Here is a 23,738-nt window from a genome sequence, read left to right on the forward strand (position 1 = left end):
CGGCGGCGAGGAGACGGGTTGTGGTGTTTGACAGGCGTCTTTTTTGCCATAAAAGCGCCGGCCCTATCAGCGTCTGAGCGCGTCGGCGTCGCCCCTTCTTGCTGCGGAACCTCCGTGGCCAACGCGCATCGCGTTCCCGAACAGCAGGAGGGTGCCCCGGAACGCATCGACCTTAGATGTACATCGAAGTATTCGCGGGGCTTGTCGGGGAGCCGCTTATGTAGGGAGTTTTAGGGGGGATTTGAATTTAACTTTAAAGGGGCGATGTGTTCAAAGTTCGGCAAGGATCGCCAGGGCTTGGCGCAGGGGCTCGGCGGCCTCTTCTCCGACGAGCGCGTCGATCTCGGCGTGGGTGCGCTCCCAGATCGGCATCGCGGCCAGCAGGGCTTCGTGACCGGCCGGGGTCAGCTCCAGCAGACGGCCGCGGTGATCGTCGGGGTCGACCCTCACCACCACCAGGCCCTGCCGCTGCAGGGGTTTTAGATTGGCGGTGAGCGTGGTGCGGGCCATGGCCAGCAGCGAGGCCACCGCGCCCATCGACGGGGGAGCGGGGCGGTTGAGCGACATCAGCAGGGAGAACTGGCCGCTGGTAAGCCCCACCGGGCGCAGCGCCTCATCAAAACGCCGGGCCAGGGCGCGGTTGGCGCGCTGGGCGGCCAGGCAGAGGCAATGATCGCGAACATGAAGGGTGGTGGCATGCGGGAGGTTTTTTTTGTTCGACATGACTTCCCTATGTCGATATCAACATGTTTCGTTTGAAGCAGCGCCGTGTATACCACAAAAACCCCTTTTGGGAGTATGCCCATGAGCTACATCGATGGATTCGTAGGTGCCGTGCCAGCCGCCAACAAAGACGCCTATCGCCAGCATGTTTTGGAAGCTGTGCCCCTCTTCAAGGAGTCTGGCGTCGCCCGGATGGTCGAGACCTGGGGCGATGATGTGGGGAAGGGAGAGGTGACGGACTTCTTCCGGGCGGTGGAGGCCACCGCTGAGGAGGTGATTGTCTTCTCCTGGATGGAGTATCCCGATCGCGAGGCTCGTCAGGCGGCCAACGAGCGCATGATGAGCGATGAGCACATGGGGGCGGCCGTGGAGCAGATGCCTTTTGATGGTGAGCGTGTGATCTACGGGGGATTTGCGACGATCTTGGATAAGGATAGCGGCGCTGAGCCGGGCTACATCGATGGCTCGGTGATCCCGGTGCCCACGGCCAACAAAGACGCCTACACCGAGCTTGCGGCGATGCGCGCCGAGGTGATGATGGAGCACGGGGCCACGCGCGTGGTCAACGCCTGGGGCGATGATGTGCCCGATGGGAAGCGCACCGACTTTAAGCGCGCGGTCAACGCCACCGCTGAGGAGAGCGTGGTCTTTGCCCGGGTGGAGTGGCCGTCGAAGGAGATTCGGGACGCGGCCTGGCCCAAGATCTACGGCGATGCTCGCATGCATACCGAGAAGGGGCTTTTTGAGGGGGAGCGCATGATCTTTGGTGGATTTGCTCCGCTTCTTGACGTCTGAGGCGCGTGAGATTGGCCGAGGTGCAAGGGCGGCCAGGCACAACGTTTGAGGGTGGCGGTTGAGGAAGGCTTGCTCTATGGGCTGTGTTGCCAGAGTAAGTGCGATGGCCCGCGCCGCCCCGGCCAGGATCCTGGCCGGGGCGGCGCTCTCTCTGACCCCGGATGTGCTATGAGCTCGATAACTTTCGACGACCGATTTATGCGCGAGTTGCCCGCCGATGCGCGCACCGACCGGCGCCCGCGCCAGGTGCAGGGCGCGTGTTACTCCGAGGTGGAGCCCTCGGCGGTGGCCGACCCCAGCCTTGTGGCCTGTTGGCCGGAGGTGGCCGAGCTTGTGGGGTTTGATGAGGCCTTTGTGCGCTCGGAGCGCTTTGGGCAGGTGATGGCCGGCAACGCCCTGCTCGAAGGCATGAAGCCCTATGCCGCATGCTACGGCGGGCATCAGTTTGGAAACTGGGCCGGCCAGCTGGGTGACGGGCGAGCGATCACGCTGGGGGAGGCGATTCACCCGGAGACGGGCGCGCGCCATGAGCTGCAGCTCAAGGGGGCCGGTCCCACCCCGTACTCGCGTTCGGCGGACGGGCGAGCGGTGCTGCGCTCGTCGATTCGCGAGTTTTTATGCAGCGAGGCGATGTTTCATCTGGGCGTACCTACGACGCGCGCGCTGAGCCTTGTGCTCACGGGTGAGCAGGTGATGCGCGATAAATTGTACGACGGTCGGCCGGCCCCGGAGCCCGGGGCGGTGGTCTGCCGGGTGGCGCCGAGTTTTTTGCGCTTTGGCAGCTTTGAGATTCACGCGGCGCGCGGCGATCTGGGGATTTTGCGGGGGCTGGTGGAGCACACGATCCGTCACTACTTCCCGCACCTGCTCGCCAGGCCCGACGAGGCCATCTCCGAGGCCCATATCATCGCCTGGTTGCGCGAGGTGGGGGAGCGCACCGCCGAGATGGTGGTGGGCTGGATGCGCGTGGGCTTTGTGCACGGGGTGATGAACACCGACAACATGTCGATTCTCGGCCTGACGATCGACTACGGCCCCTACGGCTGGCTCGATAACTTCGACCCGGGCTTTACGCCCAACACCACCGACCGGGGGCAGCGCCGCTACCGCTACGGCTACCAGCCCGACGTGGCCTACTGGAATCTCTATAAGCTCACCAACGCCGTGGCCGCGCTGGTCGACGACGCGGCCCCCCTGCAGGAGGCGCTCGATCATTTCCCCACCGTCTACAGCGAGCTTCAGCTTGATATGATGGCTCAAAAGCTCGGGCTTACGAGGCTGGCGGGCGCCGAGGATGAGGTGCTGGTCGAGGGATTGATGGCGATGCTCGGGCGGGTGGAGACCGATTACACCCTGTTTTATCGCGGACTTGCCGAGGTGCGTTGCGAGGGCGTTGAGGCTGACGCGGTGGACGCCGAGGCGTTGCGCGCGCCCTTGATGGCGGCCTATTACGCGCCAGAGTCGCATCGGGAGGAGGATTGGGAGGCGATTGACGCCTGGCTGCGCGCGTATGTGGCGCGGGTGCAAAACGATGGCACGAGCGACGTGGCGAGGCGCGAGGCGATGAATGCGGTCAACCCGATGTACATCCTGCGCAACTACCTGGCGCAGGAGGCGATCGATCAGGCCGAGCAGGGCGACTTTTCAAAGGTGCATGAATTGATGGCGGTGCTGCGCCACCCCTACCAGGAGCAGGCCGGGCGAGGGGCGTTCGGGGCCAAAAGACCGGAGTGGGCCCGGGACCGCTTTGGGTGCTCGATGCTCTCGTGCAGCTCGTGAGGGGTTGACCGCCAGAGGCTAGAACGCTCGCCAGCTCCCACAAAAAAAGCGCGCCGCCCCCTGCGGGCGGCGCGCTTTTTTTAGTCGAAGCGTCGGTCGAGATCAGTAGGTGACCTTGATCTCGGCGCAGCAGGCGCTCTCGGTGCAGGCGATCGAGGCGTCTTCGTCCTCGATGGTGTCGCAGCCGGCTTCTTCTTCGCAGGTGATCAGCTCGGTGAGCGCGCTGCGGCACTCGGTGGAGACGTCGCAGCTGTCCAGGCAGTTGTTGGCGCAGATGGCGCAGGCCGCCGGGTTCATGCCGCCGGCGCACTCGGCGTCTTCCATAAAGCAGCTGAGATTGCAGCTGGCGAGGCACGAGGTGTAGGGGCAGCAGACGCCCGGGGTGTCGTTGCAGTAGTCGTGGCTCTCGCAGGTGTTGTTGCCGTTGTCGCCGTTGTCGCCGTTGTCGCCGTTGTCGCCGTTGTCGCCGTTGTCGCCGCTGTCTGCGGGTTCGCAGTTCAGGGAGCCGGTCATGGCGTAGACCATGACATCGAAGCTGCCGTTGAGCGTGCGGGTTCCGGGGCCCTGATCGTCTTTGAGCACGATGTTTTTGAAGGAGCCCACGACCTTGTCACCGATGGCCTTCGGGCAGCTGGTCAGCTCAATGGAGCCCTGGCCCTGGCTGGAAAAGGTGGTCGTGGCCATCACGTCGAGCAGGCTCACGAAGGTGCCCTCGGGCGGGGTACCCACGGTAAAGGTGCTGTCGGCGTAGGTATTGAGCGAGGTGTCGACCGTGGTGGAGATGGCCACGCCGGTGTCGTTTTGCATCAGGATGGTGATGACGCCGTTGGCGATGGCGGCGCCCCAGGTCTCGTCGGAGGCCTGGTCGTTATCCTGAGAGCCGCTGACCTGCGTGGACTGGCCCTCGCCACTGACCTCCACGTCGAAGCTGCTGGTCTGAGGGTCGCCCTGGGTGTCATCGACCGCGGGAGCGTCGGCGTTGGTGTCGGAGCCGCAGGCGCTCAGGGCCAGGGAGCCGGCAACGAGAAGGGACAGAAGGGTGGTCGGGGCAAAGCGCCCATGCATCCATGTCATAGGGTGTCTCCATGTCATTGTCATCATGTCGTACGCCGTGGTCATCGATGTGTGTTCACGACGTCGTGAGCAGCACCATGCTGCGTCATTCATGAAGCTCCTGGAGATCCCGGGTGCTCGCCAGCGCTCCAGCGGCTACGTACGCAGGAGGCGGCGCGTTGATTCAAAAAGTTTCGGGGGGGCTGGTCTGGAGGGCGGGACGCTTACCAGCGGTTGGCGGCTTCTTCGGCCCAGCCGACCAGGCTTTCAAGGTCGTGGCGCTGGTCGTGGGCATCGAGCGCCCAGCCGCTCCAGTGGCCAAAGGCCTGGCGAGTGCGCGAGGCGATGAGGAGGGCGTTGGTGTCGGCGCGGCGCTCTCGACTTCGCAGCCGGTGAGAGCCATATCGATTTGCAGGTGGGGGGGATAAGGAGGGCGTTGGTGTTGGCGCGGCGCTGGTAAGTAAGCCGGAGTGTGCATGTAATTGAGGGTAGAGGTTTTTAGAAAAAAGCCCTCCAATGCCTTTGTGACGGCCTTGGGGGGCTTTGGGTGTGGTTTTGATGTAGGTGTTGTTTTTACATTAATGCACGCATGGATTGTTCAATCTTCTTTCGGCTGAGGATGCCCGTTTGGCAGAAGATTGACAGGTTGAAGTGTTCAGATTTTGCAGAGTCTTTCCATGTTTCTGAGAGCCATTTTAGATCTTCTGCAGAAATCACGGCGACATCTGCGTTGTGTTGGGTTTCAAACTTGAGTTTGAGGCAGTTCTCTTCGGCGTCTGGGCTGACAGACGGAACAATGATTAGAAAGCAGTTTACGCGCGGCTCCAGGGTGTCTCTAAGGTAGCGTTTAAACTGGCGGAGGTGGTTGTTAGGGAAGGTGTATACGCTTTCTGTGGACTTGTTATCCCAAAACAACTGACCTCCGTCGGGCATCATGACGCAGCCGTCGGGATGTTCGGTGCCGTTAAGTTTGACGATCTCAGTTTGGAGCTTTTCACGAAAAATGAAATGCGTTGCTTTCTCGAATGCTCGTTCGATGTCAATGTCTTTAGATATGACGTTGTTGGCGAGAAGGTTCTCCCTGTCGCGTTCTGCGAGTTCTGTAAAGTACTCGTAGTAGCGAACGTCGGGGTCGGCATCGTCTGGCACATCGCGGATGAGTAGATTGTCGAAATAGGCAATGATTCGATTGATGCGTTCGAGTTTGGAGCCGCTTACTTTGACGCCAGGAAGGCTTTGGCAAATGTCGTAGAGATCATTGTTTGACAAGGATGCCAGTCCTTCACTGGGCTTGATTTCTGCTGACATGAGCCTTTCGACCATTTCCTCTTTTGAGCCAGAGGATGGGAGGTGTTGTGCTTTTAATATGTCTTTTAGTTGTGTGTTTTTGAGTTTCGACCAGAGGAGGTTTTGGGCATTCTCGCTGAGGTCGATGCCAAGTGTGAGTTTCACACCTCGGTGCATTTCTTCCGGGAGGACAATGGAGCGGCCATCATCGACTTTGTTGCAATAAAATAGAACCCCTTGCTTTTGTAAATGACTGACGGCATCGCTAATGTCGGAGTGAGCGTGTAGGGTGCCATCTTGTTTTGGGAAGACGCCCATGCTTGCTTCGATAAGTCGTTGTTGTTTACGTGTGATGTGTAGTGTTTGTCGTAGCTTTTCGATGAGAGCGTATTCGTCTTGAGAAATGCGTTTGTCATCAAAGGCGACTTGGAGGACGGTTCTGAGTATGTCAACGGAACGTTCGTCGGCATACTGGGGGGAACCAGAGAGCTGTGCTTCATCCAGGACGCGTTGCTCGCGTTCCTGCACGGATTCGGTGAGTTCGCGCTCACCAATGCGACCATCCATGGAGTTCAAAATCGCTTCGAGGATGTAGTGAATAAGTGCTCGCATATGGTGATCAACATCGAATAGGTCCAGACGGCGTTGTACATTGTCTGGTTTCGAAAGTTCTTCTGCATTGCGAACGATGTAGTCACGGGATTCATGCTCGTTGAGCTTGCCAATATCACGCGTAAAGCTATTGAGAACGCGTGTTAAATATTGAGTCGTCATGAATTTCGTGGCTTCTTCAATCTTCATGGCACTAATTCTCCCCGAATAAAGGTTGTTGAATTTTAGTATTGGGAGGGTAACAAATGATATCAGTGCTGGGAAGGGGTTGGTGTACGAATTGTTACTGCGGTGAATAGGACTTACCAGCGGTTGGCGGCTTCTTCGGCCCAGCCGACCAGGCTTTCAAGGTCGTGGCGCTGGTCGTGGGCATCGAGCGCCCAGCCGCTCCAGTGGCCAAAGGCCTGGCGAGTGCGCGAGGCGATGAGGAGGGCGTTGGTGTCGGCGCGGCGCAGGTGAAAGGGGGTGAGGGTGGCGTCGAGGCGCGGGCCGTGCACGCGCCAGGGGGCGGTGGGGTCGTCGCGCTGGTACTCCCAGGTGAGCTCGTGGCCGATGTAGCTGAGGCGGCCATCGACCAGGAGGGCGTTTTCGGTGCCGGGGGTGTGGGCGGTCCATTTGCCGCCGAGCTGCAGGCCCAGGGTGTGGTCGCCCCGGCGCCCGAAGCCGGCGCCCCAGTTCCAGGTCATGGTGTAGGGCCAGCGGCCGCGGCCCCGGTCGAGCACGCCGAAGCTGGTGGCGGGGCGCAGGTCAAAGGATTCGTCATCGACCTGAAGGCGTCCGCGCAGCTGACGCGCGACGTCTTTGAGGGTGTACTGAAAGCGGGTGGGGGACCAGGGGATGACCACGCCCAGGGCGTCGCCGTGGGCCGGGGCGTCGAGCTCAAAGCGCACGCGGGGGGAGCGCAGGCGCAGGTGCGCGTGGTGAGGGGTGTAGGCAAAGCTCAGCGAGAGGTCGCGGTGGCGGCCGTGGGCTTCAAAGGTGGCGGCCAGGTCGGGCAGGACCACGCCCCGGGCCAGGGGGAGGAGCGCGTCCTGGACGATGGGGGGCGCGTGGGGGTGGCGGCGGTCGTAGAGGTAGAGCTGCAAGAGGCCGGCGTAGTCCAGGCTGGCGATGGTCACGCCGATGACGTGTTCGGGGGTGACGATGCCCCAGTACTCCCAGCGTTTGTTGCGCCCCCACCAGCCGGGACCGCCCCGGAGGTTGGGGCGAATCAAGGGGCGCCGCGCGAAGCCGGCGGCCGCCGGGTTGAGGCGGCCGTCGGGTCGGCAGAGGTCCACGGCCGAGGTGAGTTCGGGGTAGGGGGCATCGCAGGGGCTCATGGCGGGGCTCGGGGCTGTGGGGAGGGGGCCGGCGGGTGCGCGCCAGCATAGAGCAGGGGGGCGCGTTTCCACAGGGTTTTCCACAGGGGCGGGAGCGCTTTGAGCAGGCCTGCGCGTTGGGCTCGGAGCGGGCGTGTGACCGCCCCTGCGGGGTGTGACGAGGGGCGGCGGGGGGGCTGTTCAGGGGAGTTTGGCCAGCGCGAGCTTCAGGGGGCAGCGCTCAGGGGTGTCGCGGCCCTGGCGGTAGCGCTGAAGAAGCGTTTTTGAGCGCTGGGCCAGCTCGCGGCGGACCTCTCGCCGCCGTCCTTTGACGCGGGCGATCTGCATGTCGTCGTAGGCGGTGGTCTGGTGGCGCATCCAGGCGATGGTGGCCGCGGCTGCGCGCTCCTCGATGGGGATGCGTTTGGTGCGGGCGACGGTGCCGCTGCCCACGGGGGTGGCGTGGGCGGCGATGGCGGCGGCCATGGTCCGGGCCAGGTCGAGGTAGCGGCTATGAAAGTCGAGGTAGTCGAAGACCGCGGTCTCAAAGTCTTCGGCGTATTCCTCCTGTTTTTTGGCGCGGCGCGCGCGGTCGGCGGCCAGGCGACGCTGGTAGGCGGGGGAGGCTTTCTCGGCCTCGCGACGCTGGGTTTCGCGCTCGATGATGTGGGCCGGGGCCCAGACACCGTGGGAGAAGGTCTTGCGGCCCTTCTTCTCCTGGACGGTCCAGGAGGGGCCGGCGGCTTTGACGCGGCGGGTCAGGGTGGCGTCGCCGGGTTTGAGCAGCGCCCAGCCTTCGGGGGGCTTTGTTTTGGTGCCGTCTTCCAGGCGGACCATGTCGTAGGGGAAGGTGGGGGCGACGATGCGGTTTTGTTCGCTCATAAGATCGGGGGGATAGCGGTGAGGGTGGGGCTCGGGGGTCAGTCGCGGAGCTCGTCGGGGAGGGTGGAGGTTTTGAGAAAGCGGGTCAGGGCCTGGCGCAGGATGGGTTCTTCGGGGAGTCCGGCGCCGATGAGGTTGCGCCGGGCCATGGGGTCCTGGCGCAGGTTGTAGAGCTCTTCGGTGCGGCCGCTCAGGTCGAGGATGAACTGGTAATCGCCCCGAATCACGGCGCGGGTGTGGCGCCGGGGCCGGGCGTAGGAGTTCTCCTGAAAGATCATTCGCTCCGGGTCGGCGGCATCGCCAAAGAGGGTGGGGACCTGACTGACCATGGTGGATTTGGCGGGGATGGGGACCCCGGCCAGCTCCAGGATGGTGGGGTAGAGGTCGTTGAGGGCGACCGGCTCCGCAACCCGGCCGGCGGCGATGTGGGGGCCGCGGGCGACCAGGGGCACGTGGGTGACGGCCCGGTAGAGGTTGCGGGCGTGGGGATCGGGGCCGTGTTCGTTGAAGGCCTCGCCATGATCGGCGCCGAAGAAGGTGTAGATGGGGCGTTGCTGGCCGAGCGTGTCGATGAGGTCGAGAAGCGGGGCGATGTGCTCATCGGTGTAGCGGAGTTCTTCGTCGTAGTGGTCGAGGGGACGATCTCCGAAATCGGTGTCGGGGTGATCGAAGTAGGGAGCGTGGGGATCGTAGTAGTGGAGCCACAGGAAGAAGGGCTCTTTGTGGGTGGCCAGGCGGCGCAGGGTTTTTTTGCCCTCGCGGGTGACCAGGGGGGCCAGGCGCGCGGGGCGCTTGCCGCAGACGTTCTCAAAACGCTCAAAACCGCGGCGGATGGTCCAGCGGGGGCTGTCAAAGACGCTGGCGCAGAGGACGGCTTCGGCGTTGTAGTCGGCGGCGACCAGGGCTTCGGTGAGCAGGGTTTCGTCGTCGGCGATGCGCGGGGGGAAGCGATCGGCGTGGGTGAGGGAGACCTGGAAGGGGGTCTGGCCGGCGAAGAGGGACCAGAGGCTGGGGCCGGTGCCGGAGTCCTGGCTAAAGGCGCGCTCAAAGACCAGGGCGTCTTCGGCCCAGCGGTCGAGGTTGGGCGAGGTGGGGCGCGGGCCGCCCAGAAAGCCCAGGCGTTCGGCGCGGACCGAGTCCCAGGTGATGAGGATGAACGAGGGGGCCTGCGGGAGCTCGGGGGCCTGGAAGTCGGGGCGTCGCGCCTGGGCGGTGGGGCGATCGAATTGAGGGTCGGCGCAGGCGGCCAGGTAAGCGTCGAGCTCGTCGGGGGAGAGGAGCCCGGGGACGGGGCAGTCGCCGCTCATAAAGAGGCGGTCGAGGTGGAGGTAGCGCTGGGAGAGGTCGAGGGCGAAGCGGGAGGCCTGGGTGTGGAAGACCAGGGTGCGCCGGGTCTGTGGGGGTTGGCTGGCGAGTCCGGCGATGGGGATGGCCAAAAGCGGGAGCGCGATGGCCAGAGCCGGGGCCAGGCGATGGGAGGTGTGCGGGGTGAGAAAGCGCGCGCAGAAGGGGTGGAGGACGAGACTCAGGGTAAGGAGGGCCAGCGAGGGGCCTTCGATGGAGCGCAGCGTGTCGCGCAGGAGCCAGGTGGCGGCCAGGGCAGCGACAAGCCCCAGGGCACCCAGGGCGGTGGTGAGGTAGGCGGTGTTGAAGACGCGCCCCAGGGAGGGCCAGCGGGAGAGGATGGCGCAAAGGAGGCGGCGCAGCGAAGCGCCGGCGACGAGGAGCCCCAGGGCGCTGGCGAGCTGGGCGGCGAGCGAGGCGGTGGCGATGAGCAGGGGGCCGTTGCGGTGCTCGATGAGGTAGGCGGTCGTGCCGACGGAGGCCGCGGCGAAGAGGGGCAGGGTCAGGGTGGCGGCGACCAGGGTGGCGGTGCGTGGCGCGTCGTGGGGGGAGCCGCGTTGTTGCCAGACGCGGCGGCCAAAGCCCGCGAGGGTGTCCAGGAGGGGCGTGGCGGTGGGCCGCCCGGTGGCCGCGAAGAGGGCCAGGGCGCTCAAGAGGGCCCAGAGGGCGGCCCCGGGAGCCCAGAGGGCCAGGGTGCTCACCCAGGTCAGCAGGGCCGAAACGAGGCTGAACGAGGGGGAACTCAGCAAGGCGATCAGGGTATCGAGCGAGGCGCCGACCGAGGCGGCGCCCAGCGCGCCCAGGACCCAGGCGCTGAGATCTCGAGAGGTTGTGGGCTGGAAGGTACTCATGGGGCCGCAGGGGAACCTGGCATTGATGGGGCCGATACGGGTGGCCGGTTGATGTACATAGCGCGCTTTGGGGGGGAGGTGAAGCGTGCGGGGGATGAGGGGGGAAAGTGGAGTGCTAACCTACCGGTGAGGTCTGGGGGCGGTGCAGGGTTTTGCCAGCGGCGCGGCGCTCGCCAGGGTGCCAAAACAGGGGGGAAGGGGCGGGCGAAGGTCAAGGCTTGCGCCCATGCTCAACAACGACGCCGGGGTGGCGCGGCGCTGCGTCAAAAGTGGTGGGGTGGGGAGCGGGCTGGCACTGAAGGTGCAGAAGGGGGGAGGTCCTGATGTGACATATGACATGGGACGCACCCCTGGCCGGGTCAGGCTCATGAGGAGCGGGCACGGCGCGTCCAGAGAATGTGATGGAGGACCTGATGTTGAATCTGATGTCGAAGCGAATGAGTTTGATGATGTTGGTAGGGGCGCTGGCCTGCGGGATGGTGGCGTGTCCCAGCGAAGAAGATGAGTATCCGAATACCGAGGTGCCCGATGCCGGGGATTCGGATGCGGAGCTGGACGCGGACCCGCTGCCCGATACGGAGCCCGATGGCGGGGGGCAGGTGGAGACCCGGGCGATGCCCCTCTCGCTGAAGGTGCAGGATGAGGCGGGGATGCCGATTGTCGGCGCCAGCGTGATCTATCAGGGGGAAGCGCACCTCACCGACCTGGGCGGCCAGGTGCTGATTGCACCGGCCGAGGGGGCGGCGTCGATGATCGTGCAGATTGAGGCCGAAGGCTACGCGCCCTCCAGTGCCGAGCGCCCCGTGGTGGAAGCGGCCGAGGGGCAGGAGATGAGCGCGCTGGTGCGTCTGCTCAAGCTGGGAGAGGCGCAGACCTTTGATGCCGAGGCCGACGCGCTGCTGGAGGTTCGAGGCGTCAAGATTAGCCTCCCGGCCAACGCCCTGGTCGATGGCGCGGGGAATCCGGTGGCTGGCCAGGCCGAGATGACCTTTGCGGGCATTGAGCCCTCCAGCGATGACCTGCGCTTTATGCCCGGACCGCTGATCGGGGTGCCCGCCGAGGGCGACCCGGTGGATCTTTTGAGCGTCTATATGGCCGACATCAGCTTCTGGAAGAATGGCGAAAAGCTGCAGCTGGCCGAGGGCATCGAGGCCGATCTGGAGTTTCCGATCTCGGAGGCTTTCTCGGGCTATGCGGCCGGGGACACGATCCCCTTCTGGAGCTTTGATCTGGAGCAGGCCCGCTGGATCTATGAGAGCGAGTGCGAGGTTGTTGCCGGCGATGGCCTGATAGCCTCCTGTAAGGCCGGGCACTTCAGCTGGTGGAACGTCGATAAGCCTCTGGAGACGCGTAACTGCGTGGAGGTCACCGTCATCGACGCCGAGTCTGGCGAGCCCATCCCCGGCGCGACCATTGAGGGCGAGGCCCAGAGCTACCTGGGCCGCGTCGCTCCCTTTGGCGCCACCGACGCCCAGGGCAAGACCTGCGTGGACTTTATGCGGGCGGGAACGATCGAGCTCAGCGCGCTGCACTCCTACTACTACCAGGATGCCGACGGACCGCTGACGGTGGTCGGCAACGAGACGGCCGCCAGCTGCCAGTCGGAGGAGGGCGGAGAATGCCTCCAGGTGACTATCGAGATGAGCGATACGCGCAGCTGCCTGAGCGGGACGGTGGTCGATGAGGACGCGGCGCCGGTGGCCGGGGCTCCGGTCTACGGGCTCTATGAGATGATGAACGGCCCGGGCTCGGTGGTCGCTGAGTCGGGCGCCGACGGCAGCTACTGCCTGGAGATCCCGCCGGTGGACGAGGTGGAGCTGCTCTCGGTGCATAATGACGCGGTGGGCCAGGCGGTGGTGAGCCTGGACAGCGACGCCTTTGGCGAGGCGGCCTGCGGCTCCGATGGCTGTGAGGATACTGGCGAGCTGGTGCTGGAGAGCGGACCGACGACGTGTGTGGAGGGCATCTCGAACTCCTACATGGTGGTGAACGATGAGTACATCGCGGTGCCGCGCCCCGGGCAGCCGGTGTACGTGTATCTCGGTGACGTCGATCGTAGCTGTGAGCCTGGCGAGGGCCCCGAAGATCGGGGACAGATCCTGGCTGAGGGCATCACCGACGCCAACGGAGGCTTCGCCCTGGATCTGCCGCTGATGACGGATGTGCAGGTGACCGTGATCATCGGGGAGTGCCACGAGGAGTGGGGCCCGGAGTGTCTGGCGTTTCTCAATGAAGCGTCGGGGTCCGTGGTCTTTGAGCTGGAGGGGATCGAGGCCAGCGTGGCGGCAGGAGGCTGCCAGAACCTTGGCGAGTTCAACACGCCGCCGATGTGCTTTGAGGAGTAAGAGCTGACGCGTGTCTGGCGCCGCCCGAAAGCGGGCGGCCAGGCGCCGTGGTGAGGTGAGGAGGCGCCCCCCGAGTACGGGGGGCGCTTTTTTTGTGGGGGGGCAGAATGGAGCCCTCCACTCCCGCTTCTCGGGTCCCGGTATCCGATGCCTGTGTTCCTTTCCGATCGTTTTTTGGAGTGTTTGGTTTCGGAGGGGGAGAGGGGAAGAAGACGTAGGAGCGGGAATTGGGGAGCGGGGGAGTGGAGTCGGGGTGAGGGGGTGGACAGGCGTTTTACCAGGCGGGTGAGGTGTGTTGACCGCAAGGTCAGGATGGCGCGGAGAAGGGTTACTCCGATCAAGGGCGGGGCCGGCGACGTGGCGACGGGTAGATTTATTCAGTGGTGAGTTTTTCTTGTTTAATTGCAGGGGGATAGGTGGGTGTTTGGCCTGGCGAGGAAAGGCTGGCATCGGCCGTGCAATGGGGAAGGCGTATGGAACCAACCTGCCCCCCGGGCCGACTCGCTGTGCTGATGAAGGATGCATGGAGAGGTAGCGCGAGCGGCCCTGATTTTGAGGAGATGTGATGAACGCGAAGATGATGCGACGCCTGTTGATGTTGATGTTGGCCACAGGGATGAGCGCCGGTGGTGTGCTGGGGTGTTCGGATGAAAACCCGGATGGGCCGGTGCAAGAGATTCCGGACGGCGGGGAGCCCGATGGTGAGGAGCCCGACGCCGAGCCTGATGGCGAGGAGCCCGACGCGGAGCCTGACGCGGAACCCGACGCGGAGCCCGACGGTGGTGAGGTTGACGGTCGGCGAGCGATGCCCTTGCAGGTGCAGGTGCTCAACCGCCAGGGGCTGCCGATTGTGGGGGCAGCGGTGATGCACGCGGGGGTGGAGCATATCAGCGATGGGGAGGGCCGGGTGCTCCTGAGCGCGCCGGAGGATGCCGAGCGCTTTGTGGCGCGGATTGACGCCGAAGGGTTTGCGCCCTCAAGCCTGGACTACCCGGTGCAGCGAGCCACCGACGACCACACCGCTCACGCGATTGTCCGCCTCCTTCCGCTGGGCTCGCCGATCGTGTTTAACCACGACGAGGCTGCGACGATTTCGCGCGGGCGGATCCGGGTGGAGCTCGCGGCCAACAGCCTGGTGGATGGGCAGGGCAACGCGGTGACGGGGGAGGTGGAGGCGACGATCGCGTCGCTGGATCCGACCGAGGATGCGCGCTTTATGCCGGGGCCGCTGGTGGGCCTGCCGGAGGGTGGTGGTGAAGAGACGCCGATTTTGAGCGTGATGATGGGGGATATCTCGTTCTGGCAGCATGGCGAGAAGCTGCAGCTGGCCGAAGGGGAGCAGGCCCGGTTGGAGTTCTTCATTCCGGAGGCGTTTGAGGCCTATCAGGAAGGGGATCTGATCGAGTTCTGGCATTTTGACCTCTCGCAGGCGCGCTGGGTGCAGGAGGGGAACTGCACGGTGGCGTTGGCGGGAGGCCAGCGCCTGGCCCAGTGTGCGCCGACGCACTTCAGCTGGTGGAACGCGGATAAACCGGTGTCGCTGCGCAACTGCGTGAACATCAAGGTGATCGACGGGGAGACTGGCGAGCCGATCCCGGGAGCGGCGCTGGAGGGGATGGGGCTGGATTTTGAAGGGGCGCTGGTGGGCCAGGGCCTGACCGATGGTGAGGGGCGTTCGTGCATGAACTTCCTGCTCGACGGTACGCTGGACGTCGGGGCGTTCCACGCCGACTACCTCTACCAGGAAGGCGGGCCGGTGCAGGTGGTCGGTAACAGCGTGCCCGCGGATTGCTCGGGCGCTGGCGAGGGGGCGTGCCAGGAGGTGGTCGTGGAGCTCCTGAATCGCGGGACCTGCCTCACGGGCAAAGTGTTGGATGAGACGTACAACGTGTTGGAAGGGGCGTCGGTGTACGCGGTGCACGAGGGGGCGCTGGGCGCGCAGTACTTCAGCGCGGTGAGCGACGCGTCGGGCAATTATTGCGTGGAGGTTCCCCAGGATGTGGAGCTCTCGTTGTATGCGCTGGACGGCGAAGGGTCGGTCGCGGTGGAGACGGCCAGCACCGCCGGGGCGGAGTCGCTGCAGTGTGGCGACGAGGGCTGTGCCGAGGCCACGGCGATGGTGATGGGGACGGGATCGATGGCCTGCCTGAAGAGTTATGTGGCGGTGAACGGGTACTCGACGCCGGCGCCGGGGATGCCGGTGTATGTGTACTCGGAGCATCCCACGCGCAGCTGTGAGCCCGGCCAGGATGACCCGGCGAGCTGGGGAGCGATGGTGGCGCAGACGGTGTCGGATGCGTCGGGGAACTGGGCGGTGGAGGTGCCGCTGGATATGGCCGGCACCCTTTATGTGAGCGTGGGGAGCTGCGTGGATACGCTGGGCGTGGAGTGCCTCAACGGGGATCGGCTGATGCCGGTCCAGGTCGCGGAGCTGGAAGGCTCGATCGATCAGGGGCCCTGCCAGGAGGTGCACCCGACGCCCCTGCCCGACGCCTGCCTGGAGTAAGCAGGAGGGAAGCCGGCGCGCGCTTGCGGGATGGGGGGGAGCGCGCCGGTGGGGTTGTGAAGAGACGAGGAGCCCCGGCCGCGCAGCGGCCGGGGTTTTGTTTTGCGTGACGCGTGTGTGTGGGCAGGTTCGGGTTGCCGGGGGGGCCGGGGGCCGGGGAGGAGTCGCGCGGGGATTAAGAGGGGAGTGGGTGGAAGGTGGGGCTCCGAGTCTTGCTCCGGGGGGCAAAGTTCTATAGATGCCGGACGATCGCGCCGGGTCGCGTTCGAAACACAGATCTTGTGCAAGTGAGGGCAGAGGGTGCAGGCAGCGATTCGACACTCGTGGGCGCTATTTGTGGGGATCGCGCTGATCATGCTGGGCAACGGGCTGCAGACCAGTCTGCTGGGGCTGCGGGCCACGCTGGAGGGGTTTGATACGACGGCGACCGGCGTGATTATGTCGGCGTTTTACGTGGGTTTTTTGGCGGGCTCGAAGTTGACGCCGGGCATCGTCAAGAATGTGGGGCATATCCGGGTGTTTGCGGCGTGGTCGTCGATGGCTTCGGCGGCGATTTTGCTGCACGGGTTGATCGTGGAGCCGTGGTTCTGGGTGGTGATGCGGGCGCTGACCGGCTTTTGCTACGCGGGGGTGTACGTGGTGGCGGAGAGCTGGCTCAACGATCGCGCGGATAATCGCACCCGGGGTCAGTTGCTGGCGGTGTACATGGTGGTCCAGTACGTGGGGCTGAGCGGGGGGCAGCTCTTGCTCAATGTGGGACCGCCCTCGGAGATGGTGCTCTTTGTGCTGACCTCGGTGCTGATCTCGCTGGCGTTGGTGCCGATCTCGCTGACGACCAGCGCCCCGCAACCAAGCGAAGCCCAGGAAGCGTTGCGGCTTCGGGAGCTCTTTAAGATCTCGCCGCTGGGGGTGTTGACGTGTGGGGGAGCGGGGCTGTCGGCGGGGGCGCTGCTGGGGATGGGGGCGGTGTTTGCCGAGGAGGTGGGCCTGAGCGTGGGGGAGGTGTCGATCTATATGGCGGTGTTGATCGCCGGGGCGGCGTTGTTGGAGTTTCCGATCGGTCGGTTGAGCGATCGTTTTGAGCGACGCGTGTTGATCGTGGTGACGAGTGTGCTCACGGTGCTCACCGCGCTGGGAGGCTGGGCGGCGATGGGGGCGAGCAGTGCGGTGGTGCTGACGATGGCGTTTTTGCTGGGTGGGTTTAGCCTGCCGGTGTACGCGCTGGGGGTGGCGCATACCAACGATGTGTTGCGGCCGGGGCAGCGGGTGGCCGCGAGCAGCGCGCTGGTGATGGTGTTCGGGCTGGGGGCGAGCCTGGGGCCGGTGGGGGTGGCGCTGGTGATGGGAGCGATGGGGCCGGGCGGTTTTTATGTGGGGGTTGCCGGGGTGCATGTGGCGATCGGGGTGTTCGGGCTCTATCGCTTCGCGAGCCATGAGGGCCCGGATGTGCAGCTACCTTACCGGCCGATCGGGGTGGGGCGTCCTTTTTGGCGGCGGCGCCCCTGAGCGCGAGAGGGCGTGTGGAGGGGGAAGGGCTTTGTGGCCGGCAAGAGAATCTGTCAGAAAAGAGCGCAAGGCGCCCGAGAGCCGGGCGATATCAAAGATCAGGACACGATGAGGTTGGTATGGGTTGTATGAAGATGATTCGGATGTCGGTGTTGGCGCTTCTGGTGGGGGGGCTGGTGGTGGGGTGTAGCGCGGATGCGGATGTGCCGGAGGAGTCCGATGCCGAGGTGCTCAACGATGCGTCCGGGGAGCCGGATGGGGGCGATGCGGATCAGCAGGATACCTGCCTGGCGCTGCCGAGCTGCCAGGAGGGGTATGAAGAGGTTGCCACGTGTGAGGGGGTAGAGGGCTGCGTGGAGGAGACGCTCTGTGGGGAGTCGATCGCGTGCGCGCCGGCGGCCGGCTGCACCGCGGAGCCCACGTGCGCGGAGTACGAGGATGAGGTGGATGCGTGTGGGGAGTCGGCCACGTGTCGGGAGGTGAGTGAGTGTGGCAAGACCATCGTCTGTGAGACGCATGATACGTGCGCGGCGTTGCCGGAATGCCAGAGCGGCAGCGAAGAGGTGGATAGCTGTGAGGGGCGCGAGTCGTGTGAGGCGGTGACGGTCTGCGACACCACGATTTACTGTGCCGAGGTGGAGAGCGGGGGCTGTAACCCGGCGGACTACCTGTGCCCGATGGGGATGGAGCGGGTGGAGGGCAGTGAGTGCATCGTGGATCTGGGGCTGGATAGCGACATGATGTGCTTTACGAGCAAGGCGTGCCCCGGGGAGGACGTGTTCTGCCGGGGGTCGGTGGTGGATTGCACTCAGAGCTACGAGGTGTGCCCGGCCGGATTCGGGCTGGCGGATGCGTGTGAGGCCACCGACGGCAGCTGTGGCGTGAGCGTGGTCTGCCAGGATGTGAGCGCCTGTGAGCGTCTGTGAGCAAGGCGCAGGCTAAGCCTGCGTGGGGAGGAGCGATGCACAACCAAGGGCGGCCCCCCGGGCCGCCCTTGGTTGTGCGTGGAAGGCGCCGATGAGGGGCGGCAGGCGTGGGGATGCGACAGGTTGTCGTCTTGCGTCGGGCGCAAATTCTGCGAAGGTGGGCCGGCGGCGGCGTCAGTTGCCCGCGGAGGATTTCTGGAAACCACGAGAGGCGTAGTGATGTCAGCCGAGATGTTGCCCCTGTTGAAGTTTGTGAAGTACGCCGGTCTGCTGCTCTTTGCGGCCGGGGCGGCGGTCACCTTTCTGGGGCGAGAGCAGCGCCTGCGGCAGCGGGCGGCGTACTTTGGGGCGGCGCCCGGGTATATGGCGACCTGGGGCGGGGGCATGCTGATGGTGGGGGCTTACGGGCACGCGCTCTTCAGCGGCTGGATCGTGGTGAGTTTTTTGCTGATCACGGCGGTGGTCAACGCGGTGATGTGGTCGGCGGCCCGTGCGGAGCGGCGCAGCCCGGGGCTGGGGCTGGTGAGTCTGGTGGCGATGGTCGCCAGTGTGGGGCTGATGGTGTTTCGGCCCTTTTAGCCCGGGAGTGTGGGGAGGGGCGGAGGTGGATGTGGAGTGGTCGTGAAGACGCGCGAGAGGATCGGGGCGTCGGAAGAGGTGAGAGAGATGAAGAAGGTACTGTCGTTAAAAACCCTGGGGCTGATTGAGGGCGTCTCGATGGTGGTGTTGCTCTTTGTGGCGATGCCGCTGAAGTACCTGGCGGACCAGCCGATGATGGTGCGCTACGTGGGGATGGTCCACGGGGTGTTGTTTATGGCGTTTGTGGGGTGGGTTCTGGTGGAGGCGTTCCGCAGCAAGTGGACGCTGGAGAAGACCGCGGGGGCGCTGGCGGCGTCGGTGATTCCCTTTGCGCCCTTTGTGGTGGATTTGCAGGAAGGGGCCGAGGCGCCGACGGCCTGAGCTCGGGTGTGGCTTAAGGCGCGGTAAGGCCCCGGCGCCCTGCAGGGCGCCGGGGGGGGGGCGGCCAGGCTCAGGGCTGAGCCTGGGGGGAGAGGGGCGCCGTGGGCTCGGCGGCGGGCTCGGTGACGCCGAGGCGGTCGAGGATGAAGGCGTAGGTGAACGCTGTCTCGCGGTACCAGCCGTAGCGACCGGAGGCGCCGCCGTGGCCGGCGCCCATGTTGGTTTGCAAGAGCGTGAGGTTGGTGTCGGTGCGGGTCGCGCGCAGTTTTGCGACCCATTTGGCCGGCTCCCAGTAGTGCACGCGGGGGTCGTTGAGGCCGGCGGTGACCAGGAGGTCGGGGTAGTCCTGGGCGCGCACGTTATCGTAGGGGGAGTAGGCGTAGATGGTCTCGAAGGCCTGCGGGTCGTTGGGGTTTCCCCACTCCGCGTACTCGACGACAGTGAGCGGGAGGGAGGCGTCGAGCATGGTGTTGACGACGTCGACGAAGGGAACGTCGGCGATGGCGGCCTGGAAGAGGTCGGGGCGCTGGTTGAGGACCGCACCCATGAGCAGACCGCCGGCGGAGCCGCCGTTGATGGCCAGGCGATTGGCCGAGGTGTAGCCCCGGGCGATGAGGTGCTCGGAGGCGGCGATGAAGTCATCGAAGGTGTTCTGCTTCCGCTCCAGTTTACCGTCCAGATACCAGGGGCGTCCCAACTCGCCGCCGCCGCGGATGTGCGCAATGGCGAAGATCACGCCACGCTCCAGCAGGGCGACGCGGGAGGCCGAGAAGTAGGGGTCGTAGTTCATGCCGTAGGAGCCGTAGCCCAGGAGCAGGAGGGGGTGGCTCGAATCGAGCGCGATGCCCTTTTTATGAACGATGGAGATGGGGACCTGGACGCCATCGGAGGAGGGGGCGTAGATGCGCTGACTGACGTAGTTGGTGCGATCGTAGTGGTGGACGGCGCTTTCTTTTTTGAGCTCGGTCTGGCGGGCCTGGAGGTCGTAGTCGAAGACCGACTGCGGGGTGATGAGGGAGCTGTAGTTGAAGCGAATGGTGGCGGTGTCGAAGGAGGGGTTTTCGGCAAAGCGAAGCGAGTAGACGGGCTCGGGCATCTCGATGACGTGGTCGAGGCCGGTGGCGAGCTCCAGGGCGCGCAGCCGTGGCGAGCCCTCGGCGCGCTCTTCAAAGATCCACCAGTCCTTAAAGGCGTGGACCGCGCGCAGCATGACGTCGGGGCGATGGGGGAGGAGTTCTTCCCAGTGGTCGCGGGCGACGTTGGTGGTGGGGGCGCGCATCAGCTTGAAGTTGATGGCGTCTTCGTTGGTGACGATGAGGAAGTGATCGCCGTGGTGAGCGACGCGATATTCCACGCCGGGCGCTCGGGGGGCCAGGATCTGGAAGTCTTCTTCGGGAGCGTCGGCCGGGAGAAAGCGGGATTCGCCGCTGGCGTTGCTCCACAGGGTCATCATGATGAAATCGCCGCTACGACTCCGGGAGACGTAGGCGTAGAAGGCTTCGTCGCGTTCGTGGTGAAGCTCGCTGTCCTGTGCGGGGTCCTGGCCCAGGGTGTGACGAAAGACTTTGGAGGGGCGATTGGCGTGATCGAGGGTGGTGTAGAAAAGGGTTTTGTTGTCATTGGCCCAGGCCACCGAGGAGGTGTTTTCGATGGGACCGGCGAGGATTTCATCGCTGTGAAGGTCGACGACGTAGAGGGCGTAACGTTCGTTGCCCCGGGTGTCGATGGAGTAGGCCAGGAGACGTTGATCATCGCTGACTTCGAAGGCGCCTACCGCGAAGTAATCATGACCCTGGGCCAGGGCGTTCTGGTCGAGGATGATCTCTTCGTCGGCGTCCATGGTCGCGAGTTTTCGACATGAGGTGGGGTAGTCTTTGCCCTCTTCGGTGCGCGAGTAATAGAAGTAGTCGCCGCGTTTGACCGGGACCGAGAGGTCGGTCTCATCGATGCGGGAGAGGAGCTCCTGGTAGAGGGTTTCTTGAAGCTCGGCGGTGTGGGCCATGGCGCTGGCGGCGTAGGCGTTTTCGGCCTCCAGGTAGGCGATGGTGTCGGGGTTGTCGCGATCGCGCAGCCAGGCGTAGGGGTCGACCAGGGTGCGGCCGTGGATCTCGGTGAGGGTGTCGACGCGGGGCGCCACCGGCGCCCCGGGCAAGGTCTGGGAGGCGGGGGTGGTGGCGGGGGTGGTGGCGCAGGCGGCAAGGCTCAGCGCAAGGGTGGTGCCGAGGACTTGGAGGCGGTGAAGGTGCATAGGGAGCTCGAGGTTGGGGGGCTGAAGGCGTTGATTGATTCGGACGATGAAGGGATGGAGAGTATAGAGAGGTAAGAAATGGGGACAACCCGGGGATTGGGAGAGGTGATACAGGACGCTGGTGCTGTGTGGAAGAAACGATTATCGTATTAACCCAATTTTGCCAATGTATGTAGATTGTTGCCATTCAGGGTGCACTTCAACCAAAATATGTGTGCAGGACGATGCGTCTATGCTGATCGTACGTCTGTCTCGTCGAGATGCACGCGACGATGTTTCGGAATAAGGGGAATGTTATGGTTTTGTTAAGGCGATTGATGTTAATTTTGTTGGTGTTTTCCGCATCTTTAGCATGCAGCGGTGATGCACCGGGCTCCGATTCATCTGTAGTGGATGTGGGGGGGGATGCGGATGTGGCGCAGGAGACTCCTTCGGAGCCCGACACGGCTAATTCTCCTGATGCTGCGGAGGCGGATACGGCGTCAGGGCTCACTCCTTGCCCGGAGGGGGAGTCGCCGGTAGTGCTCGCGGTGCATGGAGAGCTCACCCACGGGGGGACGCTGCGAATTGAAGGATGTCGCTTCGGCGAGAAGGCGCAGGCAGCGCCGCGCCTTTATGATACCGTGGATAATCAGCCTGCCTACGAAGGTTTGGCAGCCGGAGAGCGCGTTCCGACCGAGCGGGAAGACGCGCCGTGGATGGAGAACTCCGATATCTGGAGCGAGTATGTTCGGCTTGCCAGTGACGCTCCTCGACCGCACCGCAGCACATTCTATCGGGTCAGTGGCGGTGAGTCTGGCGGTGATGGTTCGTTGGGCTGGCCTCGCGCGCTTGGTGGCACAAGCCCACCAACAAACCAGCGTGTGCTCTACGTAAGCTGGTGGTACCGGCCTTCGATGGACCCCGGTGGCGGGGATCCGCCGGGATCCAATAAGTTTATTCGTGTGTGGGATGAGTCCAGTGGCGAGGGCACACGCGTCAGCTGGACGCAAATGCACATCGATTATAGCGGTGGCGAGCATCTGGGCTGGCGGAGTTGGACGACTGATGGAAAAATCGGCGATTGGAACCGCATGGAGATCATCATCGACGCCGATCGTGGAACGATTCGTCATTATGTTAATGGAATCTATCAGCAGGTAAGTCACAGCTCGGTGGGGACGTTTGAAGTTGAGGACTTTGAGAAAGTGCCTGAGTACGATCATATTGGTCTTAATGTTAAAGTGTTAGGGTTTGATCACGGACTGGAATCCTATAGTGATATGACCACCGATTTTGGGGATGTGTACATCGATACGACTCGGGCGCGCGTTGAAATTGGAGATGCGCCGCGCTGGTCGGAGACACGTCATCGGGAGGTTCAGCCTCCTACGTTTTGGGAGGATGATGGGGTGGAGGTGACGCTGGAGGCGGGGGCTTTTGAGGCGTTTCGTGGTCGGTATCTGTATGTAGTCGACGCCGAAGGCAACGTGAATGAAGAAGGGTTTGCGCTTTAAGAGGGGGGCCGAGAGTGAAGTGGGAAGGGGGGGAGGCGGGAGTTGGGAAGGGGAGAGATTGATTGGTTGTGGGGGGGGGGCGCCCTGCCGCAGGGGATCTTCGTGTAAAGCGCGTTGTATTGTGCATGGTTGTGTCTAAGTGAGAGTGGGGCCGGCGCGATGGACGCCGGGATAAGTTGAGATTTAGGCAAGGGAGATGCGATGTCATTGTTGAGTGCGATTAAGGGGCGCGGGCCCAGCGGATATGGGTACGGTTCGACGGCGGAGGAGGTGTGTGCCGGGGTGGACCTGAGCGGGAAAACCGTGCTGATCACCGGCTGCAACTCCGGGATTGGCAAAGAGAGTTTTCGGGTGTTGGCGGCCCGGGGGGCGCATGTGATCGCAGCGGCGCGCACGGTCGAAAAGGCGCAGGCGACCGCCGAGGAGTTGGGGTTCGCCGGGCAGGCCAGCGCGGTGGCCTGTGAGCTTTCGGAGCCGGCGTCGGTGTTTGAATGCGTGACGCAGGTAAAGGGGCTGGGGCGGTCGATCGATGTGTTGATGCTCAACGCCGGGATCATGGCGTTGCCGACGCTGACATTGAAGTGTGGTTATGAGCTTCAGTTTTTTACCAATCACATCGGTCATTTCATTCTGGCGACCGGCTTGCTTGACACGTTGAGCGAGGATGCCCGAGTGGTTGTGCTGAGTAGCGCCGGTCATCAGATGACCCCCAGAGGTGGCATTGATTTTGAGAACCTGGATGGGTCAAAGGGCTACGATGCCTGGAAGTTTTACGGGCAGTCGAAGCTGGCCAATTTGCTCTTTGCCCGAGAGCTTGCGCGTAAGTTTGAGGGGACTAAGCGCACCGCGAATGCGGTGCATCCGGGGGTGATTAACACCAACCTGACGCGTCATATGCATCCTTTTTTGACGCGTGTTTTTGGTCTTTTTGAGTCGATTACGCTAAAGAGCGTCGCGCAGGGCGCAGCGACGCAATGTTATGTCGCTGTGCATCCGGATGTGACGCAGTCCGGCAAGTACTTTGCGGACTGTGATGTTGCGGGCACCAGTCGGTATGGACAGGACATGGAACTGGCCGCGCGGCTCTGGGATGAGAGCGAGCGCATTGTCGAGGGGCTATAAATGGG

18 protein-coding genes are annotated in these 23,738 nt (G+C 64.0%); 10 read left to right on the plus strand and 8 right to left on the minus strand.

Features of this window, described 5'->3' with window-relative positions:
• Positions 1-270: 270 nt before the first annotated feature.
• Complete coding sequence (locus DL240_RS18505) at positions 271-723, minus strand: MarR family winged helix-turn-helix transcriptional regulator (RefSeq protein WP_111731386.1); 453 nt, start codon at positions 721-723, stop codon at positions 271-273.
• An 81-nt stretch (positions 724-804) separates the two neighbouring features.
• On the opposite strand from DL240_RS18505, the gene DL240_RS18510 reads away from it, so the two are divergent.
• Both DL240_RS18510 and DL240_RS18515 read left to right on the plus strand, forming a co-directional pair.
• Positions 805-1,518, plus strand: a complete 714-nt coding sequence (locus DL240_RS18510) for a DUF1428 domain-containing protein (protein WP_111731387.1) — start codon at positions 805-807, stop codon at positions 1,516-1,518.
• 168 nt (positions 1,519-1,686) lie between these two features.
• Positions 1,687-3,297, plus strand: a complete 1,611-nt coding sequence (locus DL240_RS18515; protein WP_111731388.1) for a protein adenylyltransferase SelO — start codon at positions 1,687-1,689, stop codon at positions 3,295-3,297.
• A 102-nt stretch (positions 3,298-3,399) separates the two neighbouring features.
• Here the strand turns inward: DL240_RS18515 and DL240_RS18520 are convergent, their stop codons facing one another.
• The 6 genes from DL240_RS18520 to DL240_RS18545 all read right to left on the minus strand — a co-directional run bounded on the left by DL240_RS18520 (position 3,400) and on the right by DL240_RS18545 (position 10,624).
• Positions 3,400-4,371 carry a hypothetical protein gene (locus DL240_RS18520; RefSeq protein ID WP_111731389.1) on the minus strand — a complete coding sequence of 324 codons (972 nt, stop codon included), beginning with the start codon at positions 4,369-4,371 and terminating at the stop codon, positions 3,400-3,402.
• A 203-nt stretch (positions 4,372-4,574) separates the two neighbouring features.
• Positions 4,575-4,910, minus strand: a complete 336-nt coding sequence (locus DL240_RS21010; protein ID WP_111731426.1) for a DUF2804 family protein — start codon at positions 4,908-4,910, stop codon at positions 4,575-4,577.
• A 13-nt stretch (positions 4,911-4,923) separates the two neighbouring features.
• Complete coding sequence (locus DL240_RS18530; RefSeq protein WP_111731390.1) at positions 4,924-6,438, minus strand: SAP domain-containing protein; 1,515 nt, start codon at positions 6,436-6,438, stop codon at positions 4,924-4,926.
• 113 nt (positions 6,439-6,551) lie between these two features.
• Positions 6,552-7,568, minus strand: a complete 1,017-nt coding sequence (locus DL240_RS18535; protein WP_111731391.1) for a DUF2804 domain-containing protein — start codon at positions 7,566-7,568, stop codon at positions 6,552-6,554.
• A 180-nt stretch (positions 7,569-7,748) separates the two neighbouring features.
• Positions 7,749-8,429, minus strand: coding sequence for a DUF2293 domain-containing protein (locus DL240_RS18540; RefSeq protein WP_111731392.1), 681 nt, complete (start codon positions 8,427-8,429; stop codon positions 7,749-7,751).
• A 38-nt stretch (positions 8,430-8,467) separates the two neighbouring features.
• A complete protein-coding gene (locus tag DL240_RS18545; RefSeq protein ID WP_111731393.1) occupies positions 8,468-10,624 on the minus strand; it encodes a sulfatase in 2,157 nt (718 codons plus the stop codon).
• A 413-nt stretch (positions 10,625-11,037) separates the two neighbouring features.
• Here DL240_RS18545 and DL240_RS18550 point away from each other — a divergent pair, with 413 nt between their 5' ends.
• From DL240_RS18550 to DL240_RS18575, 6 genes are all read left to right on the plus strand, one after another.
• The gene (locus DL240_RS18550; protein WP_146618417.1) at positions 11,038-12,969 is read left to right on the plus strand and encodes an MSCRAMM family protein; all 1,932 of its coding nucleotides are present in this window, start codon (positions 11,038-11,040) and stop codon (positions 12,967-12,969) included.
• Between the two features lie 565 nt (positions 12,970-13,534).
• On the plus strand, positions 13,535-15,475 hold the full coding sequence (locus DL240_RS18555) for a hypothetical protein (RefSeq protein WP_111731395.1): 1,941 nt from the start codon (positions 13,535-13,537) through the stop codon (positions 15,473-15,475).
• 300 nt (positions 15,476-15,775) lie between these two features.
• Positions 15,776-16,981 (plus strand): MFS transporter, encoded by a 1,206-nt coding sequence (locus DL240_RS18560; protein WP_111731396.1) that lies wholly within the window; start codon positions 15,776-15,778, stop codon positions 16,979-16,981.
• A gap of 119 nt (positions 16,982-17,100) precedes the next feature.
• A complete protein-coding gene (locus tag DL240_RS18565) occupies positions 17,101-17,907 on the plus strand; it encodes a hypothetical protein (RefSeq protein WP_146618418.1) in 807 nt (268 codons plus the stop codon).
• Between the two features lie 219 nt (positions 17,908-18,126).
• The gene (locus DL240_RS18570) at positions 18,127-18,486 is read left to right on the plus strand and encodes a hypothetical protein (protein WP_111731398.1); all 360 of its coding nucleotides are present in this window, start codon (positions 18,127-18,129) and stop codon (positions 18,484-18,486) included.
• Between the two features lie 87 nt (positions 18,487-18,573).
• On the plus strand, positions 18,574-18,867 hold the full coding sequence (locus DL240_RS18575; RefSeq protein WP_111731427.1) for a DUF3817 domain-containing protein: 294 nt from the start codon (positions 18,574-18,576) through the stop codon (positions 18,865-18,867).
• Positions 18,868-18,937: 70 nt separating this feature from the next.
• Here the strand turns inward: DL240_RS18575 and DL240_RS18580 are convergent, their stop codons facing one another.
• Positions 18,938-21,115, minus strand: coding sequence for a S9 family peptidase (locus DL240_RS18580; RefSeq protein WP_111731399.1), 2,178 nt, complete (start codon positions 21,113-21,115; stop codon positions 18,938-18,940).
• Positions 21,116-21,432: 317 nt separating this feature from the next.
• Between DL240_RS18580 and DL240_RS19825 the strand changes: the two genes are divergently transcribed.
• Both DL240_RS19825 and DL240_RS18590 read left to right on the plus strand, forming a co-directional pair.
• Complete coding sequence (locus tag DL240_RS19825; protein WP_146618419.1) at positions 21,433-22,611, plus strand: LamG domain-containing protein; 1,179 nt, start codon at positions 21,433-21,435, stop codon at positions 22,609-22,611.
• Between the two features lie 201 nt (positions 22,612-22,812).
• On the plus strand, positions 22,813-23,733 hold the full coding sequence (locus tag DL240_RS18590; RefSeq protein ID WP_111731401.1) for an SDR family oxidoreductase: 921 nt from the start codon (positions 22,813-22,815) through the stop codon (positions 23,731-23,733).
• The last annotated feature ends 5 nt before the right edge of the window (positions 23,734-23,738 follow it).

This window comes from Lujinxingia litoralis, assembly GCF_003260125.1.
Lineage (GTDB): Bacteria > Myxococcota_A > Bradymonadia > Bradymonadales > Bradymonadaceae > Lujinxingia > Lujinxingia litoralis.

Coding starts and splice junctions, on each gene's coding strand:
- DL240_RS18505 (WP_111731386.1), bottom strand. CDS start 723: ATGTCGAACAAAAAAAACCTCCCGCATGCCACCACCCTTCATGTTCGC.
- DL240_RS18580 (WP_111731399.1), bottom strand. CDS start 21,115: ATGCACCTTCACCGCCTCCAAGTCCTCGGCACCACCCTTGCGCTGAGC.
- DL240_RS19825 (WP_146618419.1), top strand. CDS start 21,433: ATGTTAATTTTGTTGGTGTTTTCCGCATCTTTAGCATGCAGCGGTGAT.
- DL240_RS18530 (WP_111731390.1), bottom strand. CDS start 6,438: ATGAAGATTGAAGAAGCCACGAAATTCATGACGACTCAATATTTAACA.
- DL240_RS18565 (WP_146618418.1), top strand. CDS start 17,101: ATGGGTTGTATGAAGATGATTCGGATGTCGGTGTTGGCGCTTCTGGTG.
- DL240_RS18550 (WP_146618417.1), top strand. CDS start 11,038: ATGTTGAATCTGATGTCGAAGCGAATGAGTTTGATGATGTTGGTAGGG.
- DL240_RS18535 (WP_111731391.1), bottom strand. CDS start 7,568: ATGAGCCCCTGCGATGCCCCCTACCCCGAACTCACCTCGGCCGTGGAC.
- DL240_RS18570 (WP_111731398.1), top strand. CDS start 18,127: ATGTCAGCCGAGATGTTGCCCCTGTTGAAGTTTGTGAAGTACGCCGGT.
- DL240_RS18575 (WP_111731427.1), top strand. CDS start 18,574: ATGAAGAAGGTACTGTCGTTAAAAACCCTGGGGCTGATTGAGGGCGTC.
- DL240_RS18520 (WP_111731389.1), bottom strand. CDS start 4,371: ATGACATGGATGCATGGGCGCTTTGCCCCGACCACCCTTCTGTCCCTT.
- DL240_RS18540 (WP_111731392.1), bottom strand. CDS start 8,429: ATGAGCGAACAAAACCGCATCGTCGCCCCCACCTTCCCCTACGACATG.
- DL240_RS18555 (WP_111731395.1), top strand. CDS start 13,535: ATGAACGCGAAGATGATGCGACGCCTGTTGATGTTGATGTTGGCCACA.
- DL240_RS18590 (WP_111731401.1), top strand. CDS start 22,813: ATGTCATTGTTGAGTGCGATTAAGGGGCGCGGGCCCAGCGGATATGGG.
- DL240_RS18515 (WP_111731388.1), top strand. CDS start 1,687: ATGAGCTCGATAACTTTCGACGACCGATTTATGCGCGAGTTGCCCGCC.
- DL240_RS18545 (WP_111731393.1), bottom strand. CDS start 10,624: ATGAGTACCTTCCAGCCCACAACCTCTCGAGATCTCAGCGCCTGGGTC.
- DL240_RS18510 (WP_111731387.1), top strand. CDS start 805: ATGAGCTACATCGATGGATTCGTAGGTGCCGTGCCAGCCGCCAACAAA.